This is a genomic window from Streptomyces sp. NPDC107528 (genome assembly GCF_055639295.1).
Map to the genome: position 1 here is coordinate 441,022 of NZ_JBVKAV010000003.1, position 23,027 is coordinate 464,048.

Here is a 23,027-nt window from a genome sequence, read left to right on the forward strand (position 1 = left end):
CGCGGGGCGGCGGGGCGCGGGCTTAAGAGCCCAGCCCGCTCTGCCCGTTGGCGACCACTGGTTGCCTCTCCGCGCCCGCGCGGGTCCCGGCGCTCGCCACCGGCACGCGGTACGCGTCCGGGGACGGGACGCGCACGTTCACCGGGACCACCGGCACGACAACCGAACTCCGGTCGGCCGAGGGCCAGATGGGCTGAGCCGCCGGGCCGGATGTCGGGGTGGTCCGGGACCCTCGCCCCGGGCCCCCGGACCTCCCCATGCCGAACCCCGACATCAGCAGGGCCACGGCCACGACCACCCACCACGGCAGGCCCGCCTTGGCCATGAACGCGACGACGGCTGCCAGCGCGAGAAGTGCCGTCACGTCCCTGCTCCCCCTTTACCGAACAACTCAACAGCCCCGGGCGCACCGAGAGGTGCCCTCCATCACTACGGGCATATGACGCAACAATACGCGAGACCGTCGTATAACCCAGTTCGGCTCATCTGTACATATGGTTCGTCAGTACATATGACGGGCGGTCAGTGTGCTCCTACGAGTTTCTGCTCGCTGTCACTCCCAGTGGTCCGTTTCGAGCCGCGCAGTGCGGCGATCCCGATGAAGGCCATGGACGACAGGCCGGCCAGGGCGAACGCGGTGAAACCCCAGTCGCCCTTGTTCGCGGCGAGCAACTGGCCGCCCAGCCATGGCCCGAAGACGGCGCCGAAGCGGCCCATGCCGGAGGTCCAGCCGACGGCGGTGGCGCGGTTCTCGGGGCGGGAGCGGATCGAGACGGTCGCGTAGATCATGGTCTGCGCGCTGTTCAGGAACACTCCGGTGAGGAACACCACCCCGAAGGTGAGCGCCAGCGGCATGTGCACGCTGAGCAGGAAGACACCGGCGGCGGTCAGCGCGAACCAGATCGCCGAGATCCGCGGGGCGCCGAACCGGTCGGAGGCGCGGCCGGCGACGAGCATGCCGACGATGCCGCCGAGGTTGAACAGGACCACGAAGGTCAGTGCGGAGCCGAGGTTGTAGCCCTCACCTCGCATCAGGGTGGGCAGCCAGGTGGCGACGCCATAGACGAGGAGGAGCCCGCCGAAGGAGGCCGACCAGTACAGCAGGGTCTGGCTCCACTCACCGCCGCGGAACAGGCCGGCCAGGGAGTTGAAGCGGCCTGCGGCGGCCTGATTGTCGGCGGAGGGGGCGGCGGGAGCGGCCGGCAGTGCGACCTCGTAGCGCCGGGCCAGGTCGCCGGCCTCCTCGCTGCGGCCCTTGGCGACCAGGAAGCTCAGCGACTCCGGCAGGAACCTGACCAGGACCGGCACGAACAGCAGGGGGAGCACGCAGAACCAGAACGCGGCCCGCCAGCCCAGGGGTTCGACGACCCAGAGGGCGACATAGGCGGAGAGGATGCCGCCGGCGTGGTGGGCGGTCATCAGCATGCCGATGGTGAGAGCACCGCGGCCGCGCGGGGCGTAGTCGGAGACCATGCTGATCGCGGTCGGCAGCAGACCGCCCAGGCCGATGCCGGCGAGCGTGCGGCCGAGGCCGAACACCCCGACGCTGCCCGCCGTCGCGCACAGCCCGGAGGCCAGCGAGAACAGCGCGACGCAGGCGACCATCAGCTTCTTGCGGCCGATCCGGTCGGCGACCGTGCCCGCGGCCAGGGCCCCGACCAGCATGCCGAAAGTGGCGTAACTGCCCAGGTCACCGGCCTGGTCCGGGGTGAGGCCGAGGGCCTTCTGCTCCAGCATGTGGGGCAGCACCGAGCCGTAGATGAACATGTCCAGGCCGTCGAAGAGGACGGCCAGCCAGCACAGGCCGACGGCGAGGACGGCCAGTCTGCCGACGCGAGCGGCTGGGGAGGGGGAGGAGGACATCCTTGTTTTCCTCTCGTGCGTTGTGCGCCAGACGCTAAGGAGCGGAGAGTGAGATAGTCAACAGTTTTGTCAACAATCTCAGCGACAATCCAGGGTTGCTTAAGAAAGCGCCAGGCGCGGAGCGGAGCGCCTTCTCAGGCGACCGGCGGCGTCCCGTGGGTGTGGAAGGACTCGATCGTCTTCAGGCCCCACGCCTGTCCCTTGGCCCGCTCGGCCTCGGTCCAGGTGATCAGCGGCCAGTCCGGGGCCAGCACCAGCCGCGTGAGCGGGTTGCACAGCTCGATGCGGTTGCCGCCGGGCTCGTAGACGTACAGGAAGAACGTCTGCTGGATGGCGTGCTTGTGCGGGCCCGTCTCGATGAACACGCCGGTGTCGACGGCGAGGTCGGCGGCGCGCAGGATGTCCTCGCGGGTATCGGCCGCGAAGGCGATGTGGTGCAGCCGGCCGGTGGAGCCGGTCCAGTCCGAGGTGTAGACGACGTCGTACGACTTGTCGGTGAAGGTCAGCCAACGGGCCGCGACCTTCCCGGAGTCGAGCCGGATCTGCTCGGTGGGCCGGGCGCCCAGCACCTGTTCCTGGAACTCGGCGTTGGCGAGCACGTCGGCGGCCAGGAAGTTGACGTGGTCCAGCCGCCGTACGCCCACGCCCCGGTTGGGCTTGGCCTGCGGCTGGTTCTTCAGCGCGGGCTTCAGCTCCGCCGGTGCCCGGTAGTGCTCGCTCTCCCAGTAGAGGGCGTGTTCGTGGCCGTCGGGGTCGGTGGTCAGGTACAGCCTGCCGATGCCGGGCTCGTCCTCGGCCCACTTGCCGGAGCCGCCCGCCGCCTCGATCGCCTTGATACGGCGGTGCAGGGCCTCCTCGCTGGAGGTGCGCAGGGCGAGCCGGCCGAGGCCCGGCTGTTCGCGGGCGGTGAGGACCAGGCTGTGGTGCTCGTAGTCGTCGTAGGTCCGCAGGTAGACGGTGTCGCCGTCCTGCCCGCTGACGGTGAGGCCCAGGTAGTCGGTGCAGAAGGCGACGCTGGCGTCCAGGTCCGGGGTGAACAGCTGGGCGTGGCCGATGTGGGCGATGTCGCCGAGCGGCGGGGTCATCGGGGGCCTCCGGGGGTGGGTTCGGGGAGTGGGGCCGGCTCGGCGGGCCGGGGGAGGACGGTGCCGTCGAGGATCTTGCGGGCGGTGCGGACAACGGCCGTACGGCGGGCCGTGGGCAGGCCCGCCGAGTCGGTGCCGAGGCTGCTCTCGATGTCCAGGAAGCCCGTGGGGTGTTCGATGCGGACCCGGTCGCCCTCGGGAGACAGTTCCGCGAGCTCAGCGCCGACGCCTCCTTCGAGGCGCAGTCCGGCGGCGACACCGGCCGCGCCGAGCACGCCGATCGACGTGTGGCAGCGGACCGGGATGAAGGTGCGGGTGGTGACCGTGCCGCCGTGGCGGGGCGGGGCGAGGAGCGTGACCTTGGGGACGGTGGCGTCCGAGACGTCACCGAGGCCCATCAACTTGCCTGCCGCCGAGCGGAGTTTCCTCAGGCGGGCGGCGAGAGCCAGGTCCTCCTCCAGCTCCTTGGGCGTCTCGTAGCCGGTGACCTTGAGCGCGGCGGCCCGGACGAGGACGGTCGGCATGCCGTTGTCCACACAGGTCACGGGGATGCCGTCGACCTCGTCACGGGCGTTCCCGGTGGGGAGCAACTGCCGTGTACCGGGCGGGAATTCGATCACCACGGGGGCTGCCGTGCCGGGGACGCCCGAGATCTCGGCATCCCCCGTGTAGTCCACGCGGCCACCAGGAGTCGGGAAGGTCACTGTGGCGAAGTCGCCGGTGTTGACCATGCGGATGCGTACCGAGGTCCGCTCCTCCCCCGCTGCGACGAGACCGCGTTCGACGGCGAACGGCCCGATGCCCGCGAGGATGTTCCCGCAGTTCTGACGGGCACTCACCTCGGGCTTGATGACGGCCACTTGGAGAAAGAGGTAGTCGACATCGGCTCTCGGGGCCGACGACGGCGACACCACGGCGACCTTGCTCGTGAGCGGGTGCGCGCCGCCCAGGCCGTCGATCTGCCGCTCGTCGGGGCTGCCCATGATGCGCAACAGCAGCTCGTCGCGAGCGCCGGGGTCGGCGGGCAGGTCCGTGGCCAGGAAGTAGGCGCCCTTGGATGTGCCGCCGCGCATCAGCATGCAGCGGACCTCCACCTGCCCGGTCACGGCTGTGCCTCCCCACGGACGTACTCGTCATGGGACTTGTACGTCACGCCGAGCCGTACGAGCGTCTCCCTCAACCCATAGCGGTCCAGGCCCAGTTGGCCGCCCAGGAAGGCGGCGCGGGTCGCGGCCTCCTTGGCCTCGCGTGCCTCGGCCCGCACCGCCGTCTCCCCGGCGCGCTCGCGGGGTACGACCACGACGCCGTCGTCGTCGGCGAGGATCACGTCGCCCGGGCGGACGACCTGGCCGTCGATGGCGATCGGCACGTTCACGGAGCCGCCGGTGGCCTTGACCGTGCCCTGTGAGGACACCGCCCGGGACCAGGCGGCGAAGCCCATGTCCCGCAGCTCCTGGGTGTCACGGATGCCCGTGTTGAGCACGACACCACGCACGCCGCGCTGCTGGAGGGCGGTCGCGAACAGCTCTCCGAACAAACCGTCCGTGCAGGGGGAGGTCGTCGTGACGACCAGGATGTCGCCCTCGCCGCACTGCTCCACGGCGGCGTGGATCATGAGGTTGTCGCCGGGCCAGCTCAGCACAGTGACGGCCGTGCCGGCGACCCGTACGCCCTGCTGGACGGGTCGAACCCCCGGTCCCAGCAGGCCGGTTCGGCCCATCGCCTCGCTCACGGTCGCCACGCCGAAGCCGGCCAGCGCGTCGACGTCCCTGCGCTCCGCCCTGGGCGGGTCGGTGACGATCACGCCGCTCATGCCAGCTCCTTCGCGATCTGCGGGAAGGGGCGCATGTAGGCCTCGGCCATGGTCCGGTGGGCCAGGCCCAGGTTGGGTCCCGCGTTGCGCCTGAGCTGGACGCCGCGGCGGACGGCGAGGTCGGTGTAGTAGTCCCACAGGTGCTGCTGGGCGCCGAGGCACTCCATCGCCGCGCGCTTGGTCTCCCACACCTCGGTGATGTCGAGGAGGACCTCGGGGCGAAAGCCACTCATCTCGGGCTGGTGCGGCTCGAAGTAGAAGACCGGCGGCGCGCCGATGATGTCGCCGTCCCCCGGGTAGCCGATGGCCTGCGCGAGGATCCGGGCCTCGAGGGCCATGCGGTTGGCGGCCGGGTGGTCGCCGTTGTACGGGTCCTCGGCCGGGTGGGTGAGCACCACGTCGGGCTGCGTCTCGCGGTGGACGGCGACAAGCCGGTCGGTCAGCTCGGCGGTGGCGAGCAGCGGATAGTCGCCGGCGTCGAAGAAGCGGACCTCGGCGCCGAGGGTGGCGGCGGCACGCTCGGCCTCGCCCCGGCGTATCGCCTTGATCTCCTCCAGCTTCCTGCCCTCGCGCCAGGCCTTGGCGGACTCGCCGCGCTCGCCGAAGGTCAGACAGGCGATGGTGATCTTCTCGCCGCGGGAGGCGGCCAGGGCGATGGCTCCGCCCGCCCGCCACACGAAGTCGCCGGCATGAGCGGTGATGACGAGGGTCGAGCGTGCTGCGGTCGGGGGCGCATCGGCGTGCGTCATTACGGGTCTTCTCCTTGGGTGACAGGTGTGCGCCCGCCCCTGACGCGCCGTCGCGCTGCGACGTGTACGACTCAGTCGCGCAGCGCCTCGATCACGCTGGTGAGGTGGGCGCGGACGGCCGCCTCGGCCGCCTGCGGGTCCCTGGACCGGATCGCCTCGATCATGGCCAGGTGCTCGTTCAGGGAGTGCTGGGGACGCCCCGGCCTGAGCGCCAACTGGAAGCGGTGGCGCACCAGTTGTGCGTTGAGCCGCTCCAGCAGTTCCACGGCCGTGCGCTGGCCGGAGAACTCCCGGATTCTGGCGTGCAGTTCCTGATTCAGCTCCGAGTACGTCATCGGCTCGCCGTCGGCCACGGCCTTGGTCATCGCCGCTCCGAGGTCCGCCAGTCGGGTCAGCTGCTCGTCGCCGGCCGCGACGGCCGCCTTGGCCGCGCACAGCCCCTCCAGGACCATGCGGCACTCGGTGATGGCGACCGCTTCCTCCACGGTCACCACCCGCACCCGCGAGCCGCGGTTGCGGATCCGCTCGACCAGTCCCTGTGCCTCCAGATCGATGAGTGCCGCGCGGATGCTGGCCCGTGTCACACCGAACTGCTCGGCGAGTTCGTTCTCCACCAGCCGCTGTGCCGGTGCCATCTCGCCGTGCAGGATCGCCTGCCGCAGCTGCGCGAGCGCATGCTGCTTGGCCTGCTCTCCGGTGCTCGGACGGGCTTCCTTCGGCATGTGCCCTCCCTGAGTGAGTGCCTGTCGAACGTAAATCTAGCCAAACATAATTGTCAACAATTTTGTCCGCCGTATTGAGCGCAAGGGCGGCCGAGCGCAGTCGGGGGGGGCCGCGGTGACGACGGAGTGTCCGCCCGGCGCCGCCGACACCCCACACCCTGTCCACGCCCCCGCCCCGCTCACCCCGGTTAGGGTCGCCGCATGACGCACAGCTTCGTACTGCACATCCCCGACGCCGAGCTCGAACCCGAGCCCCTCGACCCCGGGCAGATCGTCTCCGGCACGCCCGAGGTGACCGGCAAGGTGGTCTGGGAGTCGGAGGACGGACGTCAGATCCGGGGCATCTGGCAGATCACGCCCGGCGTGGTCACCGACACGGAGGCCGACGAGTTGTTCGTCGTCATCAGCGGGTCGGCCACCATCGAGTTCGAGGGCGGGCCGACGCTGACGGTGGGACCCGGCGACATGGCCGTACTGCGCGAGGGCGACCGTACGACCTGGACGGTGCACGAGACGCTGCGCAAGGCGTACGCGATCAATCAGTGAGCGGGGGCGCCGTCGAACCCCGGATCTCCAACGTCGGTGCCGCGAGGCGGACTTCGCCCGCTCCCCCACCGCCCTCGAACCGTTCGAGCAGACAGCGGGCCGCGCGCCGGCCGACCTCGTGGCTGGCGTTGTCGACGCTGGTGAGCCAGACATGGCGCAGGCGGGCGATGCTCGTGTTGTCGTAGCCGACGACGGACAGGTCGCGCGGCACCCGCAGGCCCGACTCGTCGGCCGCCGAGAGGGCGCCGATGGCGGCGATGTCGTTGACGGCGAAGACGGCCGTCGGCCGGTCCGCCCGGCTCAGCAGACGGACCGTCGTGCGGTAGCCGCCCTCCTCGGTCATGTCGCTCGGCTCGACGACCGCCTCGGTCGCGAGGCCGTGCTCGCGCATGGTCGCCTCGAAGCTGCGCCGGCGCAGCTCACCGACCGCGCCGTACCCCGTGATGTGAGCGATGCGCCGGTGTCCGAGGCCGATGAGGTGCTCGGTGACCAGGCGGGCGCCCCGTTCGTCGTCGTTGGCGACGACGTCCACGCCGGGCAGCCGCGGCTCCCGCGCGCCCGCCACCACCACCGGGAGGCGCTCGGCGACTGTTCCGAGCGCGGCAGGGTCGGGCAGCGTGCCGACGACGATCAGGCCGTCGACCCCGAGGTCCAGGAAGGGACCGGTCGGGTCCTGTCCGGTACGGCGGTTGAGCCGGGCGTCGGCGAGCAGCATGTGCAGGCCGTTGTCGTGCAGGAGCGAGTTCAGCCCGTCGAGCATGTCGACGAACCAGGGGTTGCGCAGGTCGTTCAGGAGGACGCCGACCGTGCGGGTGCGCTGCTCGCTGAGGCTGCGCGCGGCGGCGTTCGGACGGTAGCCGAGCTCGCGCACGGCCCGTAGGACGGCCTCCCGCTTCTCCGGGCGCACCTGGTCCGAACCGCGCAGCACCAGCGAGACGAGCGATTTGGAGACGCCGGCCCGGTCGGCCACATCACGGATCGTCGGCGCCCTCATGAACATGGACCGTTCCATGCGGTGCTCACCTTGTCAAAGGGACCGGGAAAGGGTTGACACCGGCGCCGAACCGCACTCAAGGTGATTCGGACAGTAGATGGACCGGTCCAAAACAAGTCCGACGAGGGGCTGCAATGGTGGATACGCTCGGTGTCGCCGTCATCGGATTCGGCTGGATGGGGCGGGTGCACACCCAGGCGTACGCCCGTGTCCCGCACCACTACCCGCAGCTGGCCCTGCGTCCGCAGCTCGTGACCGTCGCCGAGGAGGTGCCGGGGCGGGCCGAGGAGGCAGCCGCTCAGTTCGGGTTCACGTCGACGACCCGTGACTGGCGCGAGGTGGCCACAGACCCGCGTGTGCGGGCCGTCAGCATCACCGCGCCGAACTTCCTGCACCGCGAGATCGGCGTCGCGATGGCGGAGGCCGGCAAGCACATCTGGATCGAGAAGCCGGTGGGCCTGACCGTCGCGGACGCCCAGGCGGTCGCCGACGCCGTCGCCAAAGCCGGCGTCCAGGGCGCGGTCGGCTTCAACTACCGCAACGCGCCGGGCGTGGAGGCGGCCCGCGACCTCATCGCGTCCGGCGAGATCGGCACCGTCACCCACGTCCGACTCCGCCTCTTCAGCGACTACGCCGCCCACCCCGAGGGCGCCCTGACCTGGCGGTACGAGAAGGAGCGCGGCGGCAGCGGGGTACTGGGCGACCTGGCTTCGCACGGCGCCGACCTGGCCCGCCATCTGCTCGGCGACATCGCGTCCCTGACCGCCGACACGGCGATCTTCCTCCCGGAGCGGGCCCGCCCCACCGGCGCGACGGCCGGCCACAGCCGCGCTACCGGGGGCGAGCTCGGTCCGGTCGAGAACGAGGACTACGCCAACTGCCTGCTGCGCTTCGCCTCCGGCGCCCGCGGCGTGCTGGAGGCCTGCCGGGTCTCGGTCGGCGAGCAGAACAACTACGGCTTCGAGGTGCACGGCACCAAGGGCGCGGTCTTCTGGGACTTCCGCCGGATGAACGAACTCGGCATCAGCCGCGGCACGACCTACCAGGACCAGCCGGTCAGCACGGTGTACGTCGGCCCGGGCGACGGCGAGTTCGGCGCCTTCCAGCCGGGCGCTGCGAACGCCATGGGCTACGACGACCTGAAGGTCATCGAGGCGTACCGCTTCCTGCGCTCGGTCGCCGAGGGCGCCCCGCACGGGGCCACCCTTCAGGACGCGGTGCACAGCGCCGCCGTACTGGATGCGATGGCGCGCTCGGCCGAGAGCCGCGCGTGGGTGTCCTTGGACGCGTAGCCCGGGCGGTCAGGAGTCGTCGCGCCGGCGGGCGCGCCGGCCGAGGGAGAACTTGAGCGGAACCAGGACGAGCCACCACCACACGGCGGCGGCCCCGGCGACCAGCGTGAGCGGAATGGTGAGGAGGAACACCGTCACCGTCACGGCGAGATCGAGGGCGTAGAGCCCGAAGCCGCCCACGGGGCTGACGTCGCCGCGCAGCCACGGGCGCCGGGCCAGGACGGCGACCAGGGCGAGGTGGGCGGCGCCGAGCGCCGCGACCGACCCGGCGTAGATCGCCACCGAGACGGGGTCACGCCCGTACTCGGAGATCAGTCTGGTGGGGAACGGCAGCAGCGCCGCGATGCCGAGGCCGAAGACGGACAGGGTGATGAGCTGTCCGTCTACCTCGCGCACGGTGCGGAAGATGCTGCGGTGGTCGCGCCAGAAGCTGCCCAGCACCACCACGCTGAGGGCGTAGGCGCCGAAGTCCGGGATCACGTCGCGCAACGCGTCGTGGTACTGCCGCTCGGTCAGCTCCCGCGGCACGGTGAGGTCGAGGACGAGCAGGGTGATGGCGATGGCGAACACGCCGTCGGCGAGCGCCAGCAGCCGTTCGGGCCCACCGTCGGGGTGCGATTTCCACATGCGCACGACGGTAGGGAGCCAGGGCGCGTCGAGCGGGCGTACACGCCAGGGGCACGGCCGCGATCGTCATCCGATGGGCGCGGGCATGTTGTACGGGGTCACCACCTGGATTGCCGACGGCAGCGCGGGCCCCGCGGGCGGCAGCGCGCCGTGGGCCCGCATGACGATGTGGCAGGCCTCGCGCATGTCCTGGCGCAGGTCGTGATGGAGGACGGCGGACAGGCGGTGCTGGCGCAGCAGGTGGGTGTTGTCGTGGTCGAGGTCGTGCGCGACGAACACCGCGCACTGTCGGCCGAGGTCCTCGAAGGCCCGCAGGGTGGCGATGTTGCCGCCGCCGATCGAGTAGACCGCGCGGATTTCCGGGTCGCGCTCCAGGGCAGCCCGCACCAGGTCGTACTGGGTGGCGTCCAGGCCCTGCCCCTCGGCGAGTTCGACCAGCGTGCGCTGGGGGTGCCGGGCACGCATGGCGCTGCGGAAGCCCATCTCCCGCTCCTCCTCGTTGCGGAAGAAGCCGCTGCTGAGGCTGGTGAGGACATGGCCGGGACGGTCGCCGAGCCACTGGCCCATGAGGTAGGCGGCGGTCGCCCCGGCGGCCCGGTTGTCTATGCCGACGTACGCGAGGCGCGGCGTGGACGGCAGGTCCGTCACGAGGGTCACCACGGGGATGCCGGACTCCGTGAGCCGCCCGACGGCGGCGGTGATCTCGGGAACGTCCGGGGCCTTCAGGATCACACCCTGCGAACCGCGCCGGCCTATCCGGTCCAGGGTCCTCGTCAGCTCCTCCACCGGGCCCGTCTCCCGGAAGTGGAAACGCGAACGCACGACGGCCGGATGCAGTGCCGGCAGCTCGGCCTCCAGGGCGGCCCGTACGGCCGTCGAGAACCGCTCCGGCGTCTGCATCACTATGTCGATCATGAAGGTACGGCCCACCAGCCGGACCTGTGTGCGCTGCCGGTCCAGGTCGGCTATCGCCTGGCTGACCTCGCGCGCGGTGCTCTCCCGCACCCCTCCCCGCCCGTTCAGAACCCGGTCGACCGTGGCCTCGCTCAGTCCCGCCTGACGTGCGATCTCGCGGATCGGGAACGGGTGGCCCATGCGACGGCTCCTTGAGGGGTTTTTGATGGTCGCCTGCTGGTTGTTCGAGGGGATTGTCATGACAAGAATGGCATCGCTGAGTCGCCCCTGTCACCGAGAGGACGCCGATGTCCTTCACCCCCGTACACCGCCGGGCCTGGCTGTCCGAGCACGACTGCGACCTCGCCGACTTCCGTGAGGTGGTCGAGCGGACCACGGACCTCGCCGACCACCCATACGCCTCCTTCGTGGAGCGCAACGTCCTGATCTACGACAGCGACCGCCTCCGCAAGGCAGAGGACACCAGGGCGGTGCGGGCCGAGCTGGTGCGCGCCCTCACCGACGGGCCGGGCATCGTGGTGTTCAAAGGCGCCTTCCCGGACCCCGGGATCGTCGACCGGCTGAGCGCCGTGTTCGACGCCCTGATCGCCGAGCAGCGCGCCTCGGGCGCGAACGCCGGGGACCACTTCGCCAAGCCGGGCGCCAACGACCGGGTCTGGAACGCGCTGGAGAAGGCGGCCCTCTACGACCCCGAGGCGTTCGCCGACTACTACGCCAACGACATCCTCGCGCTGGTCTCCCGCGCCTGGCTCGGCCCCGGCTACCAGGTGACCTCGCAGGTGAACGTCGTCAACCCGGGCGGCGCGGCGCAGACCGTGCACCGCGACTACCACTTGGGCTTCCTCTCCAACGAGGTCGCGGCCGCCTTCCCGGCCCATGTCCATGTCCTCTCCCCCGTGCTCACCCTCCAGGGCGCCGTCGCGCACTGCGACATGCCGGTGCAGTCCGGGCCGACGATGTACCTGCCGTACTCGCAGAGGTACGAGCCGGGCTACCTGGCCTGGCGACTGCCCGAGTTCCAGGAGTACTTCGAGGCGCACCACGTCCAGCTTCCCCTCGCCAAGGGCGACGCGGCCTTCTTCAACCCGGCGCTGTTCCACGCGGCCGGCACCAACCGGTCGGCGGACATCAGGCGGATGGCGAACCTCCTCCAGGTGTCCGCCGCGTTCGGCCGGGCGATGGAGACGGTGGACCGCGAGGCCGTCGCGAACGCCGTCTACCCCGTGCTGCTGACGCGCGCGGGCGTGGACGAGGCGTGGACGGCGAACGTCATCGCCGCGAGCGCCGAGGGCTACCCCTTCCCCACGAACCTCGACAGTGACCCGCCGGTCGACGGCCTGGCCCCGCCCTCCCAGGCGGACGTCGTACGGCGCGCGCTGCGCGAGGCATGGACTCCCGAGGCTCTGCGGGACGAGCTGCGGGCCGGCGCCGAGCGGCGCCAGAGCTGAAAGGACCCGAAAAAGCCATGGGACTTCTCGACGACAAGGTCGTCCTCGTCAACGGCGGAAGCCAGGGCGTGGGCGCCGCCATCGCGCGTGCCGCCGTGCGCGAGGGGGCGGTCGTGGCCGTCACTGGGCGGCGCACCGAACTCGGTGAAGCCCTGGTGGCCGAGTTGGCCGCCGCCGGGGGCAAGGCCCTGTTCGTGCGGGCCGACCTGTCGGACGCCGAGCAGGCGAAAGCCTCCGTCGCCGAGGTCGTCGACGCGTACGGCCGGGTCGACTGCCTGGTCAACTCGGCGGGGCTGACGTCCCGCGGCACGTTGCTCGACACCACGCCCGAGCTGTTCGACCAGCACATCGCGATCAACCTCAAGGCGCCGTTCTTCGCCATGCAGGCCGCCGTCCAGGACATGGTCGCCCGCAAGGCGCCCGGCACGATCGTCAACATCATCACGTCCTCGGCACACGGCGGGCAGCCGTTCCTCGCCCCGTACGTCTCCGCCAAGGCCGGCCTGATCGGCCTGACCCGCAACGCCGCGCACGCCCACCGCTGGGACCGGGTCCGCATCAACGGCCTGAACATCGGCTGGACGGCCACCGAGGGCGAGGACGCCACGCAGAAGGCCTTCCACGGTGCCGACGACGGCTGGCGCGAGTCGGCTGCCGCCGGGCTGCCGATGGGGAAGCTCGGACAACCGGACGAGATCGCCGACTTCGTGGTGTTCCTGCTGTCGGAGCGGTCCGGGGTGGTCACGGGATCGGTGATCGACTGGGACCAGAACGTCCTGGGCGGCCTCGACTAGATCTTCGTCAGCGCTCCGGCCTCTCCCCCCGCAAGCCCCGTACCCAAGGAAGCAGAACCATGCGTATTGGAATCCTCGGCCTCGGCCGCATCGGCGCCTTCCACGCCGAGACCCTCTCCGGACTCGACGCGGTCGACTCCCTCGTCGTCACCGACCCGTTCGCGGACGCCGCCAAGGCCGCCGCGGAGCGGTTCGGCGCCGAGGTCGTGGACTCGCCCGAGGCCCTGCTGGCCGCCGGCGTGGACGGCATCGTCGTCGCGGCGGCGACGGACGCCCACCCCGCGCTGATCCTGGCCGGGGTCGAGGCCGGCATCCCCGTCTTCTGCGAGAAGCCGGTCGCCAGGACCATGGCCGAGGGCGTCGAGGTGCTCAACGCCGTCCGGGGCAGGGACGTGCCGATCCAGATCGGCTACAACCGGCGCTTCGACGCCGGATTCGTCAACGCCCGCGCCGCCGTGCAGAACGGTGAGCTCGGCAAGCTGCACACGGTCCGCTCGACCACGCTGGACCCGGCGCCGCCGCCCGCCGCGTACATCGCCGCCTCCGGTGGCATCTTCCGGGACTGCTCGGTGCACGACTTCGACATCATCCGCTGGGTGACCGGCCGCGAGGTGAGGGAGGTGTACGCCGTCGGCGGCAACAAGGGCGCCGACTACATCAAGGAGGCGGGGGACGCCGACACCACCGGCGCGATCCTCACCCTGGACGACGGCACGATCGCGGTCGTCTCCAACTCCCGCCACAACGCCCGGGGTCACGACGTCCGCATGGAGGTCCACGGCTTCACGGACTCCATCGCGGTCGGCCTGGAGGACAAGCTGCCGCTGCGCTCGGTCGAGCCGGGCGTGACCTTCCCGGCGGGCACGCCGCACGACTTCTTCATGGACCGCTTCAGCGCCGCGTACCGCGCCGAACTCACCGCGTTCACCGAAGTCGTGGCGGGTACCCGGCCCTCGCCGTGCACGATCGAGGACGCCCTGGAGGCGGGCTGGATCGCCGACGCCTGCACACTGTCGCTGCACGAGCACCGTCCGGTGACGATCGAGGAGGTACGGCAGGGATGAACGATTCGGGCCGGGAACCGCTGCGCATCGGGGTGCTGGGCGCGGCACGCATCACCGAGCTCTCCCTCGTCGGTCCGGCCCGGACGACCGGCCACCGCCTCGTGGCGGTGGCCGCGCGCGACCGGGCCCGCGCCTCGGCGTTCGCCGACGAGCACGACGTGGAGCGGGTGGTGGACTCCTACGCCGACCTGCTCGCCGACCCCGAGGTCGAGGTCGTCTACAACCCGCTCGCCAACGGCCTGCACGGGCCCTGGAATCTCGCCGCGCTCGCGGCCGGCAAGCACGTCCTGACGGAGAAACCGTCGGCGAGCAACGCCGAGGAGGCGGCCGAGGTACGGGAAGCGGTCACCAAGGCCGGAAGCGTCTTCATGGAGGCGTTCCACTACCTCTTCCACCCGGTCACCCGGCGCCTGCACGAGATCGTGGAGAGCGGCGAACTGGGCGAGTTGCAGCGGGTGGAGACGCTCGTCGCGATCCCGGCACCGGGCGACCCGGACCCGCGCTGGTCGCTGCCCCTCGCGGGCGGCGCCGTGATGGACCTCGGCTGCTACAGCCTGCACGCGGTGCGGATGCTCGCGCCCTGGGCCGGCGGTGCGCCGCGCCTCGTCTCCGCGCGCGGCGGGGAGCGGGCCGGGGCTCCGGGCGTCGACGAGTGGCTGGACGCCGAGCTGGAGTTCCCCGGCGGGGCGACCGCGTCCGCGCGGTGTCACATGGCGTACGGCGAGCTGGAGATGAGCTGCCGGATCGTCGGCTCGCGCGGCGAGGCGTTCGCGCCGAACTTCGTGCTGCCGCACCGCGACGACCGGGTCGTGGTGCGTACGGCGCAGGGCGAGCGGACGGAGCGGCAGGGCACGCGCTCGTCGTACACCTACCAACTGGAGGCGCTCGCCGCGCACATCCGCCGGGACGCCCCGCTCGCGCTGGACGCGGACGACGCGCTGGCGACGATGTCTCTGATCGACGAGGCCTACCGGGCGGCGGGGTTCGAGCTGCGGCCGCGCAGCGCGCTCGTGCGCTGAGTACGGAGACCGAACGAAGGGCCGGGGAGGTTCCCCGGCCCTTCGGTTCGTTGTCAGCGGTACAGCGCGGGCCGTTCGACGAGGTCCACCGGGACCCGGCCGCCCTCCTCCAGCGCCCGTACGGCCGCCTCGCACACCGCGGCCACGGCGTACCCGTCCCACGCGCTGGGCCCGGTGACCTCACCGCGCCGGGTGGCGTCGACCCAGGCCTGCACCTCACGGTCGTAGGCGTCCGCGAACCGCTCGATGTAGTCCTGGGCGATGATGCCGCCCCAACGGCCGGCGGCGTTGGTGACCATGGCGTGGCCGTCGCCGACGCGGGCGGTGCCGCGCTCGCAGACGACCTCGGCCTGGACCTGGTAGCCGAAGCCGCAGTTGACGAAGATCTCGACGTCGACGATCGCCCCGCCGTCGGTCTCGAAGACGACGAACTGCGGGTCGCGGATGCCGTCCGGCGCGTTGGCGGACGGGGTCGGGGCCAGCACGGTGACGGCCGTGATCTCGTGGCCGAGCAGCCAGCGGGTCACGTCCATCTCGTGCGTCACCGAGTCGTTGATCAGCATCTCGGACGTCCAGCCGGGCGGGCTGGCGACATTGCGGTGCCGGTTGTGGAGCATCAGGGGACGGCCCAACTGGCCTGTCTCCAGCAGGGCCTTGAGCTTCGTGTACTCGGCGTCGTAGCGCCGCATGAAGCCGACCTGGACCCGGCGGCGGCCCAGCTCCTGCTCGGCCTTCAGGACGCGCAGCGCGGACGCGGCGTCCGGGGTGAGGGGTTTCTCGCACAGCACCGGCAGATCGTGCTCGAAGGCCGTGAGGAGTGCCGCTTCGTGGGCGGGCCCCGGCGAGGCGATGATCACCGCGTCGACGTCGGCCGACGCCATCGCGGCGGCCGGGTCGGTGTGGGCGGTGCAGCCGTCGACGCGGGCGGCCACCGTTTTGGCGCGTTCCGCGTCGACGTCCACGACTGCGGTCACCCGTGCCCCGCTGATGACCTCCTGGACACGGCGGACGTGGTCCGCGCCCATCTTTCCGGTACCGATGACTGCGACTCCGAGCGTGTGCGGACGCTGAGTCATGGTGATCGGCCGTCCTTTCGGGTCGTCAGGCGCCGCAGGACCTCAGGAACTTGCGGGTACGGACCGCGATGGGCAGGGGCTTGTCCGGCTCGCACGGGTACATGTCCTGCTCGACGATCGCGAACAGGTCCACGTTCAGCTTCTGCGCGGCCGTCAGGACCGGGCCCAACTCCGGTACGCCCGCCGGGGGTTCGCACATCACGCCGCGCTGGACGGCGGGTCCGAACGGGATCTCGTTCTTCACCACGTCCGCGAGGATCTCCGGGTCGACCTGCTTGAGGTGCAGATAGCCGATGCGCTCGCCGTAGGTCTCTATCAGCTTGACGCTGTCGCCACCGCAGTAGGCGTAGTGGCCGGTGTCCAGGCAGAGGTTGACCAGGTCGGAGTCGGTCGAGTCGAGGAAGCGCTCGACGTGGGCCTCGGTGTCGATGTGGGTGTCTGCGTGCGGGTGCACGACGATGTCGAGGCCGAACTGCTCCTTCACCTCGTGACCGAGCCGCTCCATGCCCTTGGTCAGGTGGGCCCACTGCTCGCCGGTGAGCTCCGGCGGCTCCAGGATCTCGGCGGTCTTGTCGTCCCGCCAGAAGGACGGGATGACGACCAGGTGCTTGGCGCCCATGGCCTGGGTGAGACCGGCGACCTGGCTGACGTGCTCCCAGGTGGACTCCCAGACGGCGGGGCCGCGGTGCAGGCCGGTGAAGATCGTGCCTGCGGACACCTTGAGGTTGCGCTTGTTCACCTCGTCGGTGAGGCGGGCCGGGTCGGTCGGCAGATAGCCGTACGGGCCCAGCTCGATCCACTCGTAGCCGGCCTCGGTGACCTCGTCGAGGAAGCGTTCCCAGGGCACCTGGACGGGGTCGTCGGGGAACCAGACGCCCCAGGAGTCGGGGGCCGAGCCGACCCGGATGCGGTCCAGCACAGGGGGCATGTCAGGACTTCCCTTCGGAGGATGCCACGGGCGCGGTGAGGTCTGCGGCTTCGGGGAGTTCCTCGACGTCGACGCCGCGGACCTGGGCCAGTTCGTGCTTGAGGGCGGCGAGTTCGGTGCCGCCGGCCATGTGGTTGGTGAGTTCTTCGAGGCTGACGTCGTCGCGGGAGGCGTTGAGCTCCATCGTTCCGAGGCGCAGGACGCTGAAGTGGTCACCGACCATGTAGGCGTGGTGGGGGTTGTGGGTGATGAAGATGACGCCGAGTCCGCGGTCGCGGGCGGCGGCGATGTACTTCAGCACGACGCCGGACTGCTTGACGCCGAGGGCGGCGGTGGGCTCGTCCAGGATGAGGACGCGGGCGCCGAAGTAGACGGCGCGGGCGATGGCCACGCACTGGCGCTGGCCGCCGGAGAGGGTGCCGATGGGCTGTTCCAGGTCGTCGAGGACGATGCCCATGTTGCGCAGTTCCTGGTCGGCGGTCTTCTTCATCCTGTCGATGTCGAGACGGCGTACGGGCCAGGGGCCCTTGGTGAGCTCGGAACCGAGGAAGAAGTTGCGCCAGACCGGCATCAGGGGGACGACGGCGAGGTCCTGGTAGACCGTCGCGATGCCCCTGTCCAACGCCTCGCGGGGAGTGGAGAAGCGCACCGGTTCACCGTCGACGAGGAACTCGCCCTCGGTGTGCTGGTGCAGCCCGGAGATGATTTTGATGAGGGTCGACTTGCCCGCGCCGTTGTCACCGAGAACACAGGTGACCTGGCTCGGGAACACCTTCAGGTCGACGCCGTGCAGGGCGCGGATGTTGCCGTAGGACTTGCCTGCGTTGCGCAGTTCGACGACCGGGGCGTCCTTCTGCGGGGTCTTGTCCTGCAGGACGGCACCGTGGGTGCCGGTTTCGTTGCTTGTCATTCGGGTCACCTCCGGGTCGCCGTGCGCTGGACCCACAGATTGATGAGGACGGCGCCGAGGAGCATCACGCCGAGGAAGGCCTTGAACCAGTCGGGGTTCCAGCCGGCGTAGACGATGCCCTGCTGCACCAGGCCGAACATGAACGCGCCGAAGACCGGGCCGATCGCGGAACCGGCGCCACCGGTCAGCAGACAGCCACCGATCACCGCGGCGGCGATGTAGATCAGCTCAATACCGACACCCTCACCGGACTGCACGGTGTTGAACGAGAACAGCTGGTGCATGCCGACGAACCAGGCGCCGAAGCCGACCAGCATGAACAGCGAGATCTTCGTGAACGTCACCGGCACACCGACGGCCCGGGAGGACGCCTTGTTGCCGCCGACCGCGAAGATCCAGTTGCCGTACTTGGTCCGCAGCAGCACCCACGTGGCCAGCGCCGCGAAGACCAGCCACCACACCACGGTGATCTTCACGTTGACCCCGCCGACGTCGAACGACGAGGCGAAGAGCGCCTTGGCCTGGTCGAAGCCGTCCATGTCGCTGATGTCGTCGGTCGCGACGTTGCCGGTGATCAGCTTGGTGACCGCGAGGTTCACGCCCTGGAGGATCAGGAATGTGCCGAGGGTGACCAGGAAGCTCGGCAGACCGGTCTTGACCAGCAGCCAGCCGTTGAACAGACCGACCGCGAGGGACACGATCAGGGCGACGATCACACCGACCCAGACGTTCATGCTGAGCTGGTAGGCGACCATGCTCGCGGTCAGGGCCGAGGTGATCACAGCGACACCGGCGGACAGGTCGAACTCGCCGCCGATCATCAGCAGCGCGACCGGCAGGGCCATGATCCCGATCGTCGACGACTGATACAGGATGTTCGCCATCGAGCTGCCGTCACGCACGGCCGGGGCCGTGATGAGGAAGAAGATCAGCACCGCGACGGCGCCGAGGAAGACACCGACCTCGGGACGGGCGAGGAGGCGCAGCGCCAGGGGGCGCTCCTTGGTCCGCCCGTCGGATTCCTTGCCGGGGCCGGAGGCCGGCGGTGTGGTCACCGCCGGCTCAGCCTGTCGGGTCATGCTCATCACCGGGTGCCCTTCGCGGCGAACTTGTCGATCGTCTCGACATTCGTCTTGTCGACGAAGGCAGGTCCGGTCAGCACCGGTGCCTCGCCGCCGCCCATGTAGTTGCCGTTGTTCTTGTAGAGCCACAGCGAGTCGATGGCCAGGTAGCCCTGGAGGTAGGGCTGCTGGTCGACGGCGAACTCGATGTCGCCCTTGCTGATCGCTCCGGTCAGCTGCTTGTTGAGGTCGAAGGTGGCGACCTTCGCCTTGCTGCCCGTCTCGTCCACCGACTGCGCGGCCGTCAGCGCGAACGGGGCGCCGAGGGCGACGACGTAGTCGATGTCGCTGTCCGTCTTGAGCTTGGCGGTGATCGTGGACTTCACGGACGGCATGTCCGTGCCGTTGACGTTCAGGGTCTCGATCGTGCCCTCGAACGTCTTCTTCACTCCGTCACAGCGCTGGGTGAGGCCGATGTTGCCCTGTTCCTGGATGACACAGACGGCCTTCTTGGCGCCCTCCTCGTTCAGGCGCTTGCCGAGCGCCTCGCCGGCCACCGTCTCGTCCTGGCCGAAGAACTCCATCAGGCCGAGCTTCTGCCAGTCGCTCACACCGGAGTTGAGACCGACGACAGGAATGTTCGCGGCCTTCGCCTTGCTGACGACGTCCTTCATGGCGTCCGGCTTGGCGAGGGTGATCGCGATGCCGTCGACCTTCTGGTCGATCGCGTTCTGCACCAGGTTGGCCTGGTTGCCCGCGTTCGGGTCGGCGGAGTAGACCAGCTTGATGTTGTCCTTCGCGGCGGCCGCTTCGGCGCCCTTGCGGACGATGTCCCAGAAGGTGTCACCGGGCGCCTGGTGCGTCACCAGGGCGACGGTCATACGGGGAGTGGTGGCCTTGCCCGCAGAAGCGTTTTCCCCACCCTCCTCGGCCTGCTTGCCACCGGAGCTGCTGGAGCAGCCTGCGAGGGTCAGCGCAGCCGCGGCAGCCAGAGCCACCATGGGGGCCAGCTTGCGGGAGCGGGGGTAGTAGCGGTCCATCTTTCCAGCACCTCACTGTGCGACGGGTGTGCGACGGGGGGAAAGGGATGATCACTGGATCCGAGACCCGGACCCTTGGGAAGTCCGGGTCGTCTGTCGTGGAACACGGCGGGTTCGCTGACACGGGATCCAATCCCTGGATGCGCCCGCTGTCAATACTTTGTTAAGACATCATTTCACGCTCAGGTCCGAATGTAAGTACAAACTATTGACAGCGTCGGCCTCCACGACCTACATCTGGGGGGCGGCAGGCCCGATGGGACCCGCACCCCCAGTCCAGCTGTAGGAGCGTCGCGCATGGCCGAGTCAGCCAAGTCCTTCGACTTGATCACGATGGGAAGGATAGGAGTCGATCTCTACCCCCTGCAGTCTGGCCTACCTCTTGCGCAGGTGGAGACGTTCGGCAAATTCCTCGGAGGCTCCGCCGCGAACGTCGCGGTGGCCGCCGCTCGGCTCGGTCGGGACACCGCCGTGATCACGCGCACCGGCGACGACCCGTTCGGCGCCTACCTGCACGAAGCCCTGAAGGACTTCGGTGTCGACGACCGCTGGGTGACGCCCGTCGCGGCGTATCCGACGCCGGTGACGTTCTGCGAGATCTTCCCGCCGGACGACTTCCCGCTGTATTTCTACCGGCAGCCTAAGGCCCCTGACCTGGAGATACACTCCGACGAACTCGACTACTGGGCCATCCGCTCGGCCCGGGTGTTCTGGATCACCGGCACCGGTCTGAGCGAGGAGCCGAGCCGCTCGGCCACCCTCGCCGCCCTCAAGGCGCGCGACAAGGCGGGCACGACGGTCTTCGACCTCGACTGGCGGCCGATGTTCTGGCGCGACCCGGACGAGGCCCGCCCGTACTACGCCGAGGCCCTTCGGCACACGACGGTCGCGGTCGGCAACCTCGACGAGTGCGAGATCGCCACCGGCGTCCGCGAGCCGCACGCCTGCGCCGAGGCCCTGCTGGCGGCCGGCGTGGAGCTGGCGGTGGTCAAGCAGGGCCCCAAGGGCGTGCTTGCGGTCCACCGGGACGGCACTCGGGCAGAGGTGCCCCCGGTGCCGGTCGAGGTGGCCAACGGCCTCGGCGCGGGCGACGCCTTCGGCGGCTCACTGGTCCACGGGCTGCTGTCCGGGTGGGACCTGGCCGAGACCATGCGGTACGCCAACGCCGCGGGTGCCCTCGTCGCCTCCCGCCTCGCCTGCTCCTCCGCGATGCCCACCGAGTCCGAGGTCGAGAGCCTCCTCGCCCAGGCGTCATGACGGCCGACCGAGCCATCCCCGAACGGAGCCTTCCTTGAGCATCACCATCCCCGACCTCACCGCGGTCAGAGCCCGGCACCCCGAGGCGATCGCGGAGGCGGCGGCAAACCGGGTGCGCCGCCCGTTGATGGGCGACAGCGGCCGCCTGATGATCGTGGCCGCCGACCATCCGGCACGCGGCGCCCTGGGCGTCGGCGGCCACCGGCTCGCCATGGCCGACAGGGCCGATCTGCTGGAACGTCTCTGCACCGCGCTGTCCCGGCCCGGCGTGGACGGGGTGCTGGCCACCGCCGACATCCTGGAGGACCTGCTTCTGCTCGGCGTCCTCGACGACAAGGTTGTCATGGGCTCCATGAACCGCGGCGGCCTGGCCGGAGCGTCCTTCGAGATGGACGACCGCTTCACCGGCCACCGCGCCGAGGACATCGCCCGGCTGCGCTTCGACGCGGGCAAGCTGCTGGTCCGCATCGACTACGACGACCCGGGCTCGCTCACCACCCTGGAGGCCACGGCCCGCGCCATCGACGCCATGGCCGCGCTCCAACTGCCGCTGTTCGTCGAGCCCTTCATATCCCGGCGGATCGACGGCAAGGTACGCAACGACCTGTCCGCCGAGGCCGTCACCAAGTCGATCGCCATCGCGTCGGGACTGGGCGGGACCTCGGCGTACACATGGCTGAAACTGCCCGTCACCCATGACCCCGACGACATGGCCGAAGTTCTTCAGACGTCCACACTGCCCGTCGTCCTGCTCGGCGGCGAGGTCGGGGACGACCAGGAGGGTGCCTACGAGCGCTGGCGCAAGGCGCTCCGGCTCCCGACCGTCCAGGGCATGGTCGTCGGCCGCTCGCTGCTCTACCCGGCCGAGGGCAGCGTGGAGACGGCGGTGGACACGGCCGTCGGCCTGTTGTGACCCGGAGGAACACGATGACGTATCACCTTCCCGCGGGAAAGGCGCTCGGCGGCCCGTACGTCGTGGACGTCACGCCCGAGAAGGCCGGCTGGGGCTACTCCAGCCTGCGGATCCTGGAGCTGCCGCCCGGCGGCTCGCACAGCTTCGACACCGGCGACAGCGAGTGGATCGTGCTGCCGCTGAACGGCGGCTGCACGGTCGAGGCCACCGACGACTTCGGCCATGACACGTTTCAACTCACCGGCCGTGACAGCGTGTTCAGCGCCGTCACCGACTTCGCCTATGTGCCGCGCGACGCCAGTACGACCGTCTCGTCGCCCACCGGCGGACGGTTCGCGCTGACCGGCGCACGGTGCTCCCGGCGGCTGCCCGCCCGCTACGGTCCGGGGTCGTCGGTGCCGGTGGAGCTGCGCGGCACGGGCAACAGCAGCCGCCAGGTGAACAACTTCGGTGCGGCCGGGGTCTTCGAGTGCGACAAGCTCATCGCGGTCGAGGTCATCACGCCGGGCGGCAACTGGTCGTCCTTCCCGCCGCACAAGCACGACGAGCACCGGCCCGGCGAGGAGTCGGTCCTCGAAGAGATCTACTACTTCGAGTTCGCCGGCCACGAGGGCACCCCCGGCCTCGGCTACCAGCGCGTCTCCCCGTCCGGACACGGCCGGAACACCGACGTCCTGGCGGAGGTGCGCGGCGGCGACGTGGTGCTGATCCCCGACGGCTGGCACGGGCCGTCCATGGCCGTGCCCGGCCACCACATGTACTACCTCAACGTCATGGCGGGCCCCGAGGCCGAGCGCGCCTGGCTGATCTGCGACCACCCCGACCACGCCTGGATCCGCGGCACCTGGCCGGACCAGCCCGTCGACCCCCGTCTGCCCCTCTACACCGCTGAGTCCCAGTGAGGTCCCCCG

24 protein-coding genes are annotated in these 23,027 nt (G+C 70.4%); 9 read left to right on the plus strand and 15 right to left on the minus strand.

The window, feature by feature from the left end; genetic code table 11:
* Positions 1–22: 22 nt before the first annotated feature.
* The 7 genes from ACZ7L5_RS11790 to ACZ7L5_RS11820 all read right to left on the minus strand — a co-directional run bounded on the left by ACZ7L5_RS11790 (position 23) and on the right by ACZ7L5_RS11820 (position 6,232).
* Positions 23–364 (minus strand): hypothetical protein, encoded by a 342-nt coding sequence (locus tag ACZ7L5_RS11790; protein WP_471516467.1) that lies wholly within the window; start codon positions 362–364, stop codon positions 23–25.
* 158 nt (positions 365–522) lie between these two features.
* Positions 523–1,863: an MFS transporter gene (locus ACZ7L5_RS11795; protein ID WP_471516468.1), complete on the minus strand. Its 1,341-nt coding sequence runs from the start codon at positions 1,861–1,863 to the stop codon at positions 523–525.
* A gap of 134 nt (positions 1,864–1,997) precedes the next feature.
* Complete coding sequence (locus ACZ7L5_RS11800; protein ID WP_471516469.1) at positions 1,998–2,948, minus strand: VOC family protein; 951 nt, start codon at positions 2,946–2,948, stop codon at positions 1,998–2,000.
* Positions 2,945–4,054, minus strand: a complete 1,110-nt coding sequence (locus ACZ7L5_RS11805) for a 4-oxalomesaconate tautomerase (protein ID WP_471516470.1) — start codon at positions 4,052–4,054, stop codon at positions 2,945–2,947. The genes ACZ7L5_RS11800 and ACZ7L5_RS11805 overlap by 4 nt, the downstream gene beginning before the upstream one ends.
* Complete coding sequence (locus tag ACZ7L5_RS11810; protein ID WP_471516471.1) at positions 4,051–4,761, minus strand: 4-carboxy-4-hydroxy-2-oxoadipate aldolase/oxaloacetate decarboxylase; 711 nt, start codon at positions 4,759–4,761, stop codon at positions 4,051–4,053. Before ACZ7L5_RS11810 ends, ACZ7L5_RS11805 begins: the two co-directional genes overlap by 4 nt.
* Complete coding sequence (locus tag ACZ7L5_RS11815) at positions 4,758–5,510, minus strand: PIG-L deacetylase family protein (protein WP_471516472.1); 753 nt, start codon at positions 5,508–5,510, stop codon at positions 4,758–4,760. The genes ACZ7L5_RS11810 and ACZ7L5_RS11815 overlap by 4 nt, the downstream gene beginning before the upstream one ends.
* A gap of 71 nt (positions 5,511–5,581) precedes the next feature.
* The gene (locus ACZ7L5_RS11820; protein WP_471516473.1) at positions 5,582–6,232 is read right to left on the minus strand and encodes a GntR family transcriptional regulator; all 651 of its coding nucleotides are present in this window, start codon (positions 6,230–6,232) and stop codon (positions 5,582–5,584) included.
* 201 nt (positions 6,233–6,433) lie between these two features.
* On the opposite strand from ACZ7L5_RS11820, the gene ACZ7L5_RS11825 reads away from it, so the two are divergent.
* Positions 6,434–6,778 carry a cupin domain-containing protein gene (locus ACZ7L5_RS11825; protein ID WP_363046118.1) on the plus strand — a complete coding sequence of 115 codons (345 nt, stop codon included), beginning with the start codon at positions 6,434–6,436 and terminating at the stop codon, positions 6,776–6,778.
* Here the strand turns inward: ACZ7L5_RS11825 and ACZ7L5_RS11830 are convergent.
* Positions 6,768–7,772: a LacI family DNA-binding transcriptional regulator gene (locus tag ACZ7L5_RS11830; protein ID WP_471516750.1), complete on the minus strand. Its 1,005-nt coding sequence runs from the start codon at positions 7,770–7,772 to the stop codon at positions 6,768–6,770. The two genes, ACZ7L5_RS11825 and ACZ7L5_RS11830, sit on opposite strands and share 11 nt — an antisense overlap.
* Before the next feature lie 134 nt (positions 7,773–7,906).
* Here ACZ7L5_RS11830 and ACZ7L5_RS11835 point away from each other — a divergent pair, with 134 nt between their 5' ends.
* On the plus strand, positions 7,907–9,064 hold the full coding sequence (locus ACZ7L5_RS11835) for a Gfo/Idh/MocA family protein (RefSeq protein WP_471516474.1): 1,158 nt from the start codon (positions 7,907–7,909) through the stop codon (positions 9,062–9,064).
* 9 nt (positions 9,065–9,073) lie between these two features.
* Here ACZ7L5_RS11835 and ACZ7L5_RS11840 read toward each other — a convergent pair whose 3' ends face one another.
* Positions 9,074–9,691 (minus strand): TMEM175 family protein, encoded by a 618-nt coding sequence (locus tag ACZ7L5_RS11840; protein ID WP_471516475.1) that lies wholly within the window; start codon positions 9,689–9,691, stop codon positions 9,074–9,076.
* 66 nt (positions 9,692–9,757) lie between these two features.
* On the minus strand, positions 9,758–10,786 hold the full coding sequence (locus ACZ7L5_RS11845; RefSeq protein WP_471516476.1) for a LacI family DNA-binding transcriptional regulator: 1,029 nt from the start codon (positions 10,784–10,786) through the stop codon (positions 9,758–9,760).
* A gap of 107 nt (positions 10,787–10,893) precedes the next feature.
* Between ACZ7L5_RS11845 and ACZ7L5_RS11850 the strand changes: the two genes are divergently transcribed.
* The 4 genes from ACZ7L5_RS11850 to ACZ7L5_RS11865 are packed head-to-tail and all read left to right on the plus strand — an operon-like array spanning position 10,894 to position 14,931.
* Positions 10,894–12,054: a phytanoyl-CoA dioxygenase family protein gene (locus ACZ7L5_RS11850; protein WP_471516477.1), complete on the plus strand. Its 1,161-nt coding sequence runs from the start codon at positions 10,894–10,896 to the stop codon at positions 12,052–12,054.
* A 17-nt stretch (positions 12,055–12,071) separates the two neighbouring features.
* On the plus strand, positions 12,072–12,848 hold the full coding sequence (locus ACZ7L5_RS11855) for an SDR family oxidoreductase (RefSeq protein WP_471516478.1): 777 nt from the start codon (positions 12,072–12,074) through the stop codon (positions 12,846–12,848).
* A 59-nt stretch (positions 12,849–12,907) separates the two neighbouring features.
* Complete coding sequence (locus ACZ7L5_RS11860; protein ID WP_471516479.1) at positions 12,908–13,912, plus strand: Gfo/Idh/MocA family protein; 1,005 nt, start codon at positions 12,908–12,910, stop codon at positions 13,910–13,912.
* The gene (locus tag ACZ7L5_RS11865) at positions 13,909–14,931 is read left to right on the plus strand and encodes a Gfo/Idh/MocA family protein (RefSeq protein WP_471516480.1); all 1,023 of its coding nucleotides are present in this window, start codon (positions 13,909–13,911) and stop codon (positions 14,929–14,931) included. Before ACZ7L5_RS11860 ends, ACZ7L5_RS11865 begins: the two co-directional genes overlap by 4 nt.
* A gap of 53 nt (positions 14,932–14,984) precedes the next feature.
* On the opposite strand, the gene ACZ7L5_RS11870 is transcribed toward ACZ7L5_RS11865, so the two are convergent.
* From ACZ7L5_RS11870 to ACZ7L5_RS11890, 5 genes are read right to left on the minus strand one after another with little or no spacing between them, the layout of a single operon-like run.
* On the minus strand, positions 14,985–16,007 hold the full coding sequence (locus ACZ7L5_RS11870; protein WP_471516481.1) for a Gfo/Idh/MocA family protein: 1,023 nt from the start codon (positions 16,005–16,007) through the stop codon (positions 14,985–14,987).
* A 25-nt stretch (positions 16,008–16,032) separates the two neighbouring features.
* Complete coding sequence (locus ACZ7L5_RS11875) at positions 16,033–16,935, minus strand: sugar phosphate isomerase/epimerase family protein (protein WP_363034350.1); 903 nt, start codon at positions 16,933–16,935, stop codon at positions 16,033–16,035.
* Between the two features lies 1 nt (position 16,936).
* Positions 16,937–17,845, minus strand: a complete 909-nt coding sequence (locus tag ACZ7L5_RS11880) for an ATP-binding cassette domain-containing protein (protein ID WP_471516482.1) — start codon at positions 17,843–17,845, stop codon at positions 16,937–16,939.
* Positions 17,846–17,850: 5 nt separating this feature from the next.
* Positions 17,851–18,930 (minus strand): ABC transporter permease, encoded by a 1,080-nt coding sequence (locus tag ACZ7L5_RS11885; protein ID WP_471516483.1) that lies wholly within the window; start codon positions 18,928–18,930, stop codon positions 17,851–17,853.
* A complete protein-coding gene (locus ACZ7L5_RS11890; protein WP_362383238.1) occupies positions 18,930–19,946 on the minus strand; it encodes a sugar ABC transporter substrate-binding protein in 1,017 nt (338 codons plus the stop codon). Before ACZ7L5_RS11890 ends, ACZ7L5_RS11885 begins: the two co-directional genes overlap by 1 nt.
* 297 nt (positions 19,947–20,243) lie before the next feature.
* Here ACZ7L5_RS11890 and iolC point away from each other — a divergent pair, with 297 nt between their 5' ends.
* The 3 genes from iolC to iolB are packed head-to-tail and all read left to right on the plus strand — an operon-like array spanning position 20,244 to position 23,018.
* The gene (gene iolC, locus ACZ7L5_RS11895) at positions 20,244–21,203 is read left to right on the plus strand and encodes a 5-dehydro-2-deoxygluconokinase (RefSeq protein WP_363034357.1); all 960 of its coding nucleotides are present in this window, start codon (positions 20,244–20,246) and stop codon (positions 21,201–21,203) included.
* A gap of 34 nt (positions 21,204–21,237) precedes the next feature.
* A complete protein-coding gene (locus ACZ7L5_RS11900) occupies positions 21,238–22,116 on the plus strand; it encodes a Cgl0159 family (beta/alpha)8-fold protein (RefSeq protein WP_471516484.1) in 879 nt (292 codons plus the stop codon).
* 14 nt (positions 22,117–22,130) lie between these two features.
* Entirely contained in the window at positions 22,131–23,018 is an 888-nt protein-coding gene (gene iolB / locus ACZ7L5_RS11905; protein ID WP_471516485.1) for a 5-deoxy-glucuronate isomerase, read from the plus strand.
* Positions 23,019–23,027: the final 9 nt, after the last annotated feature.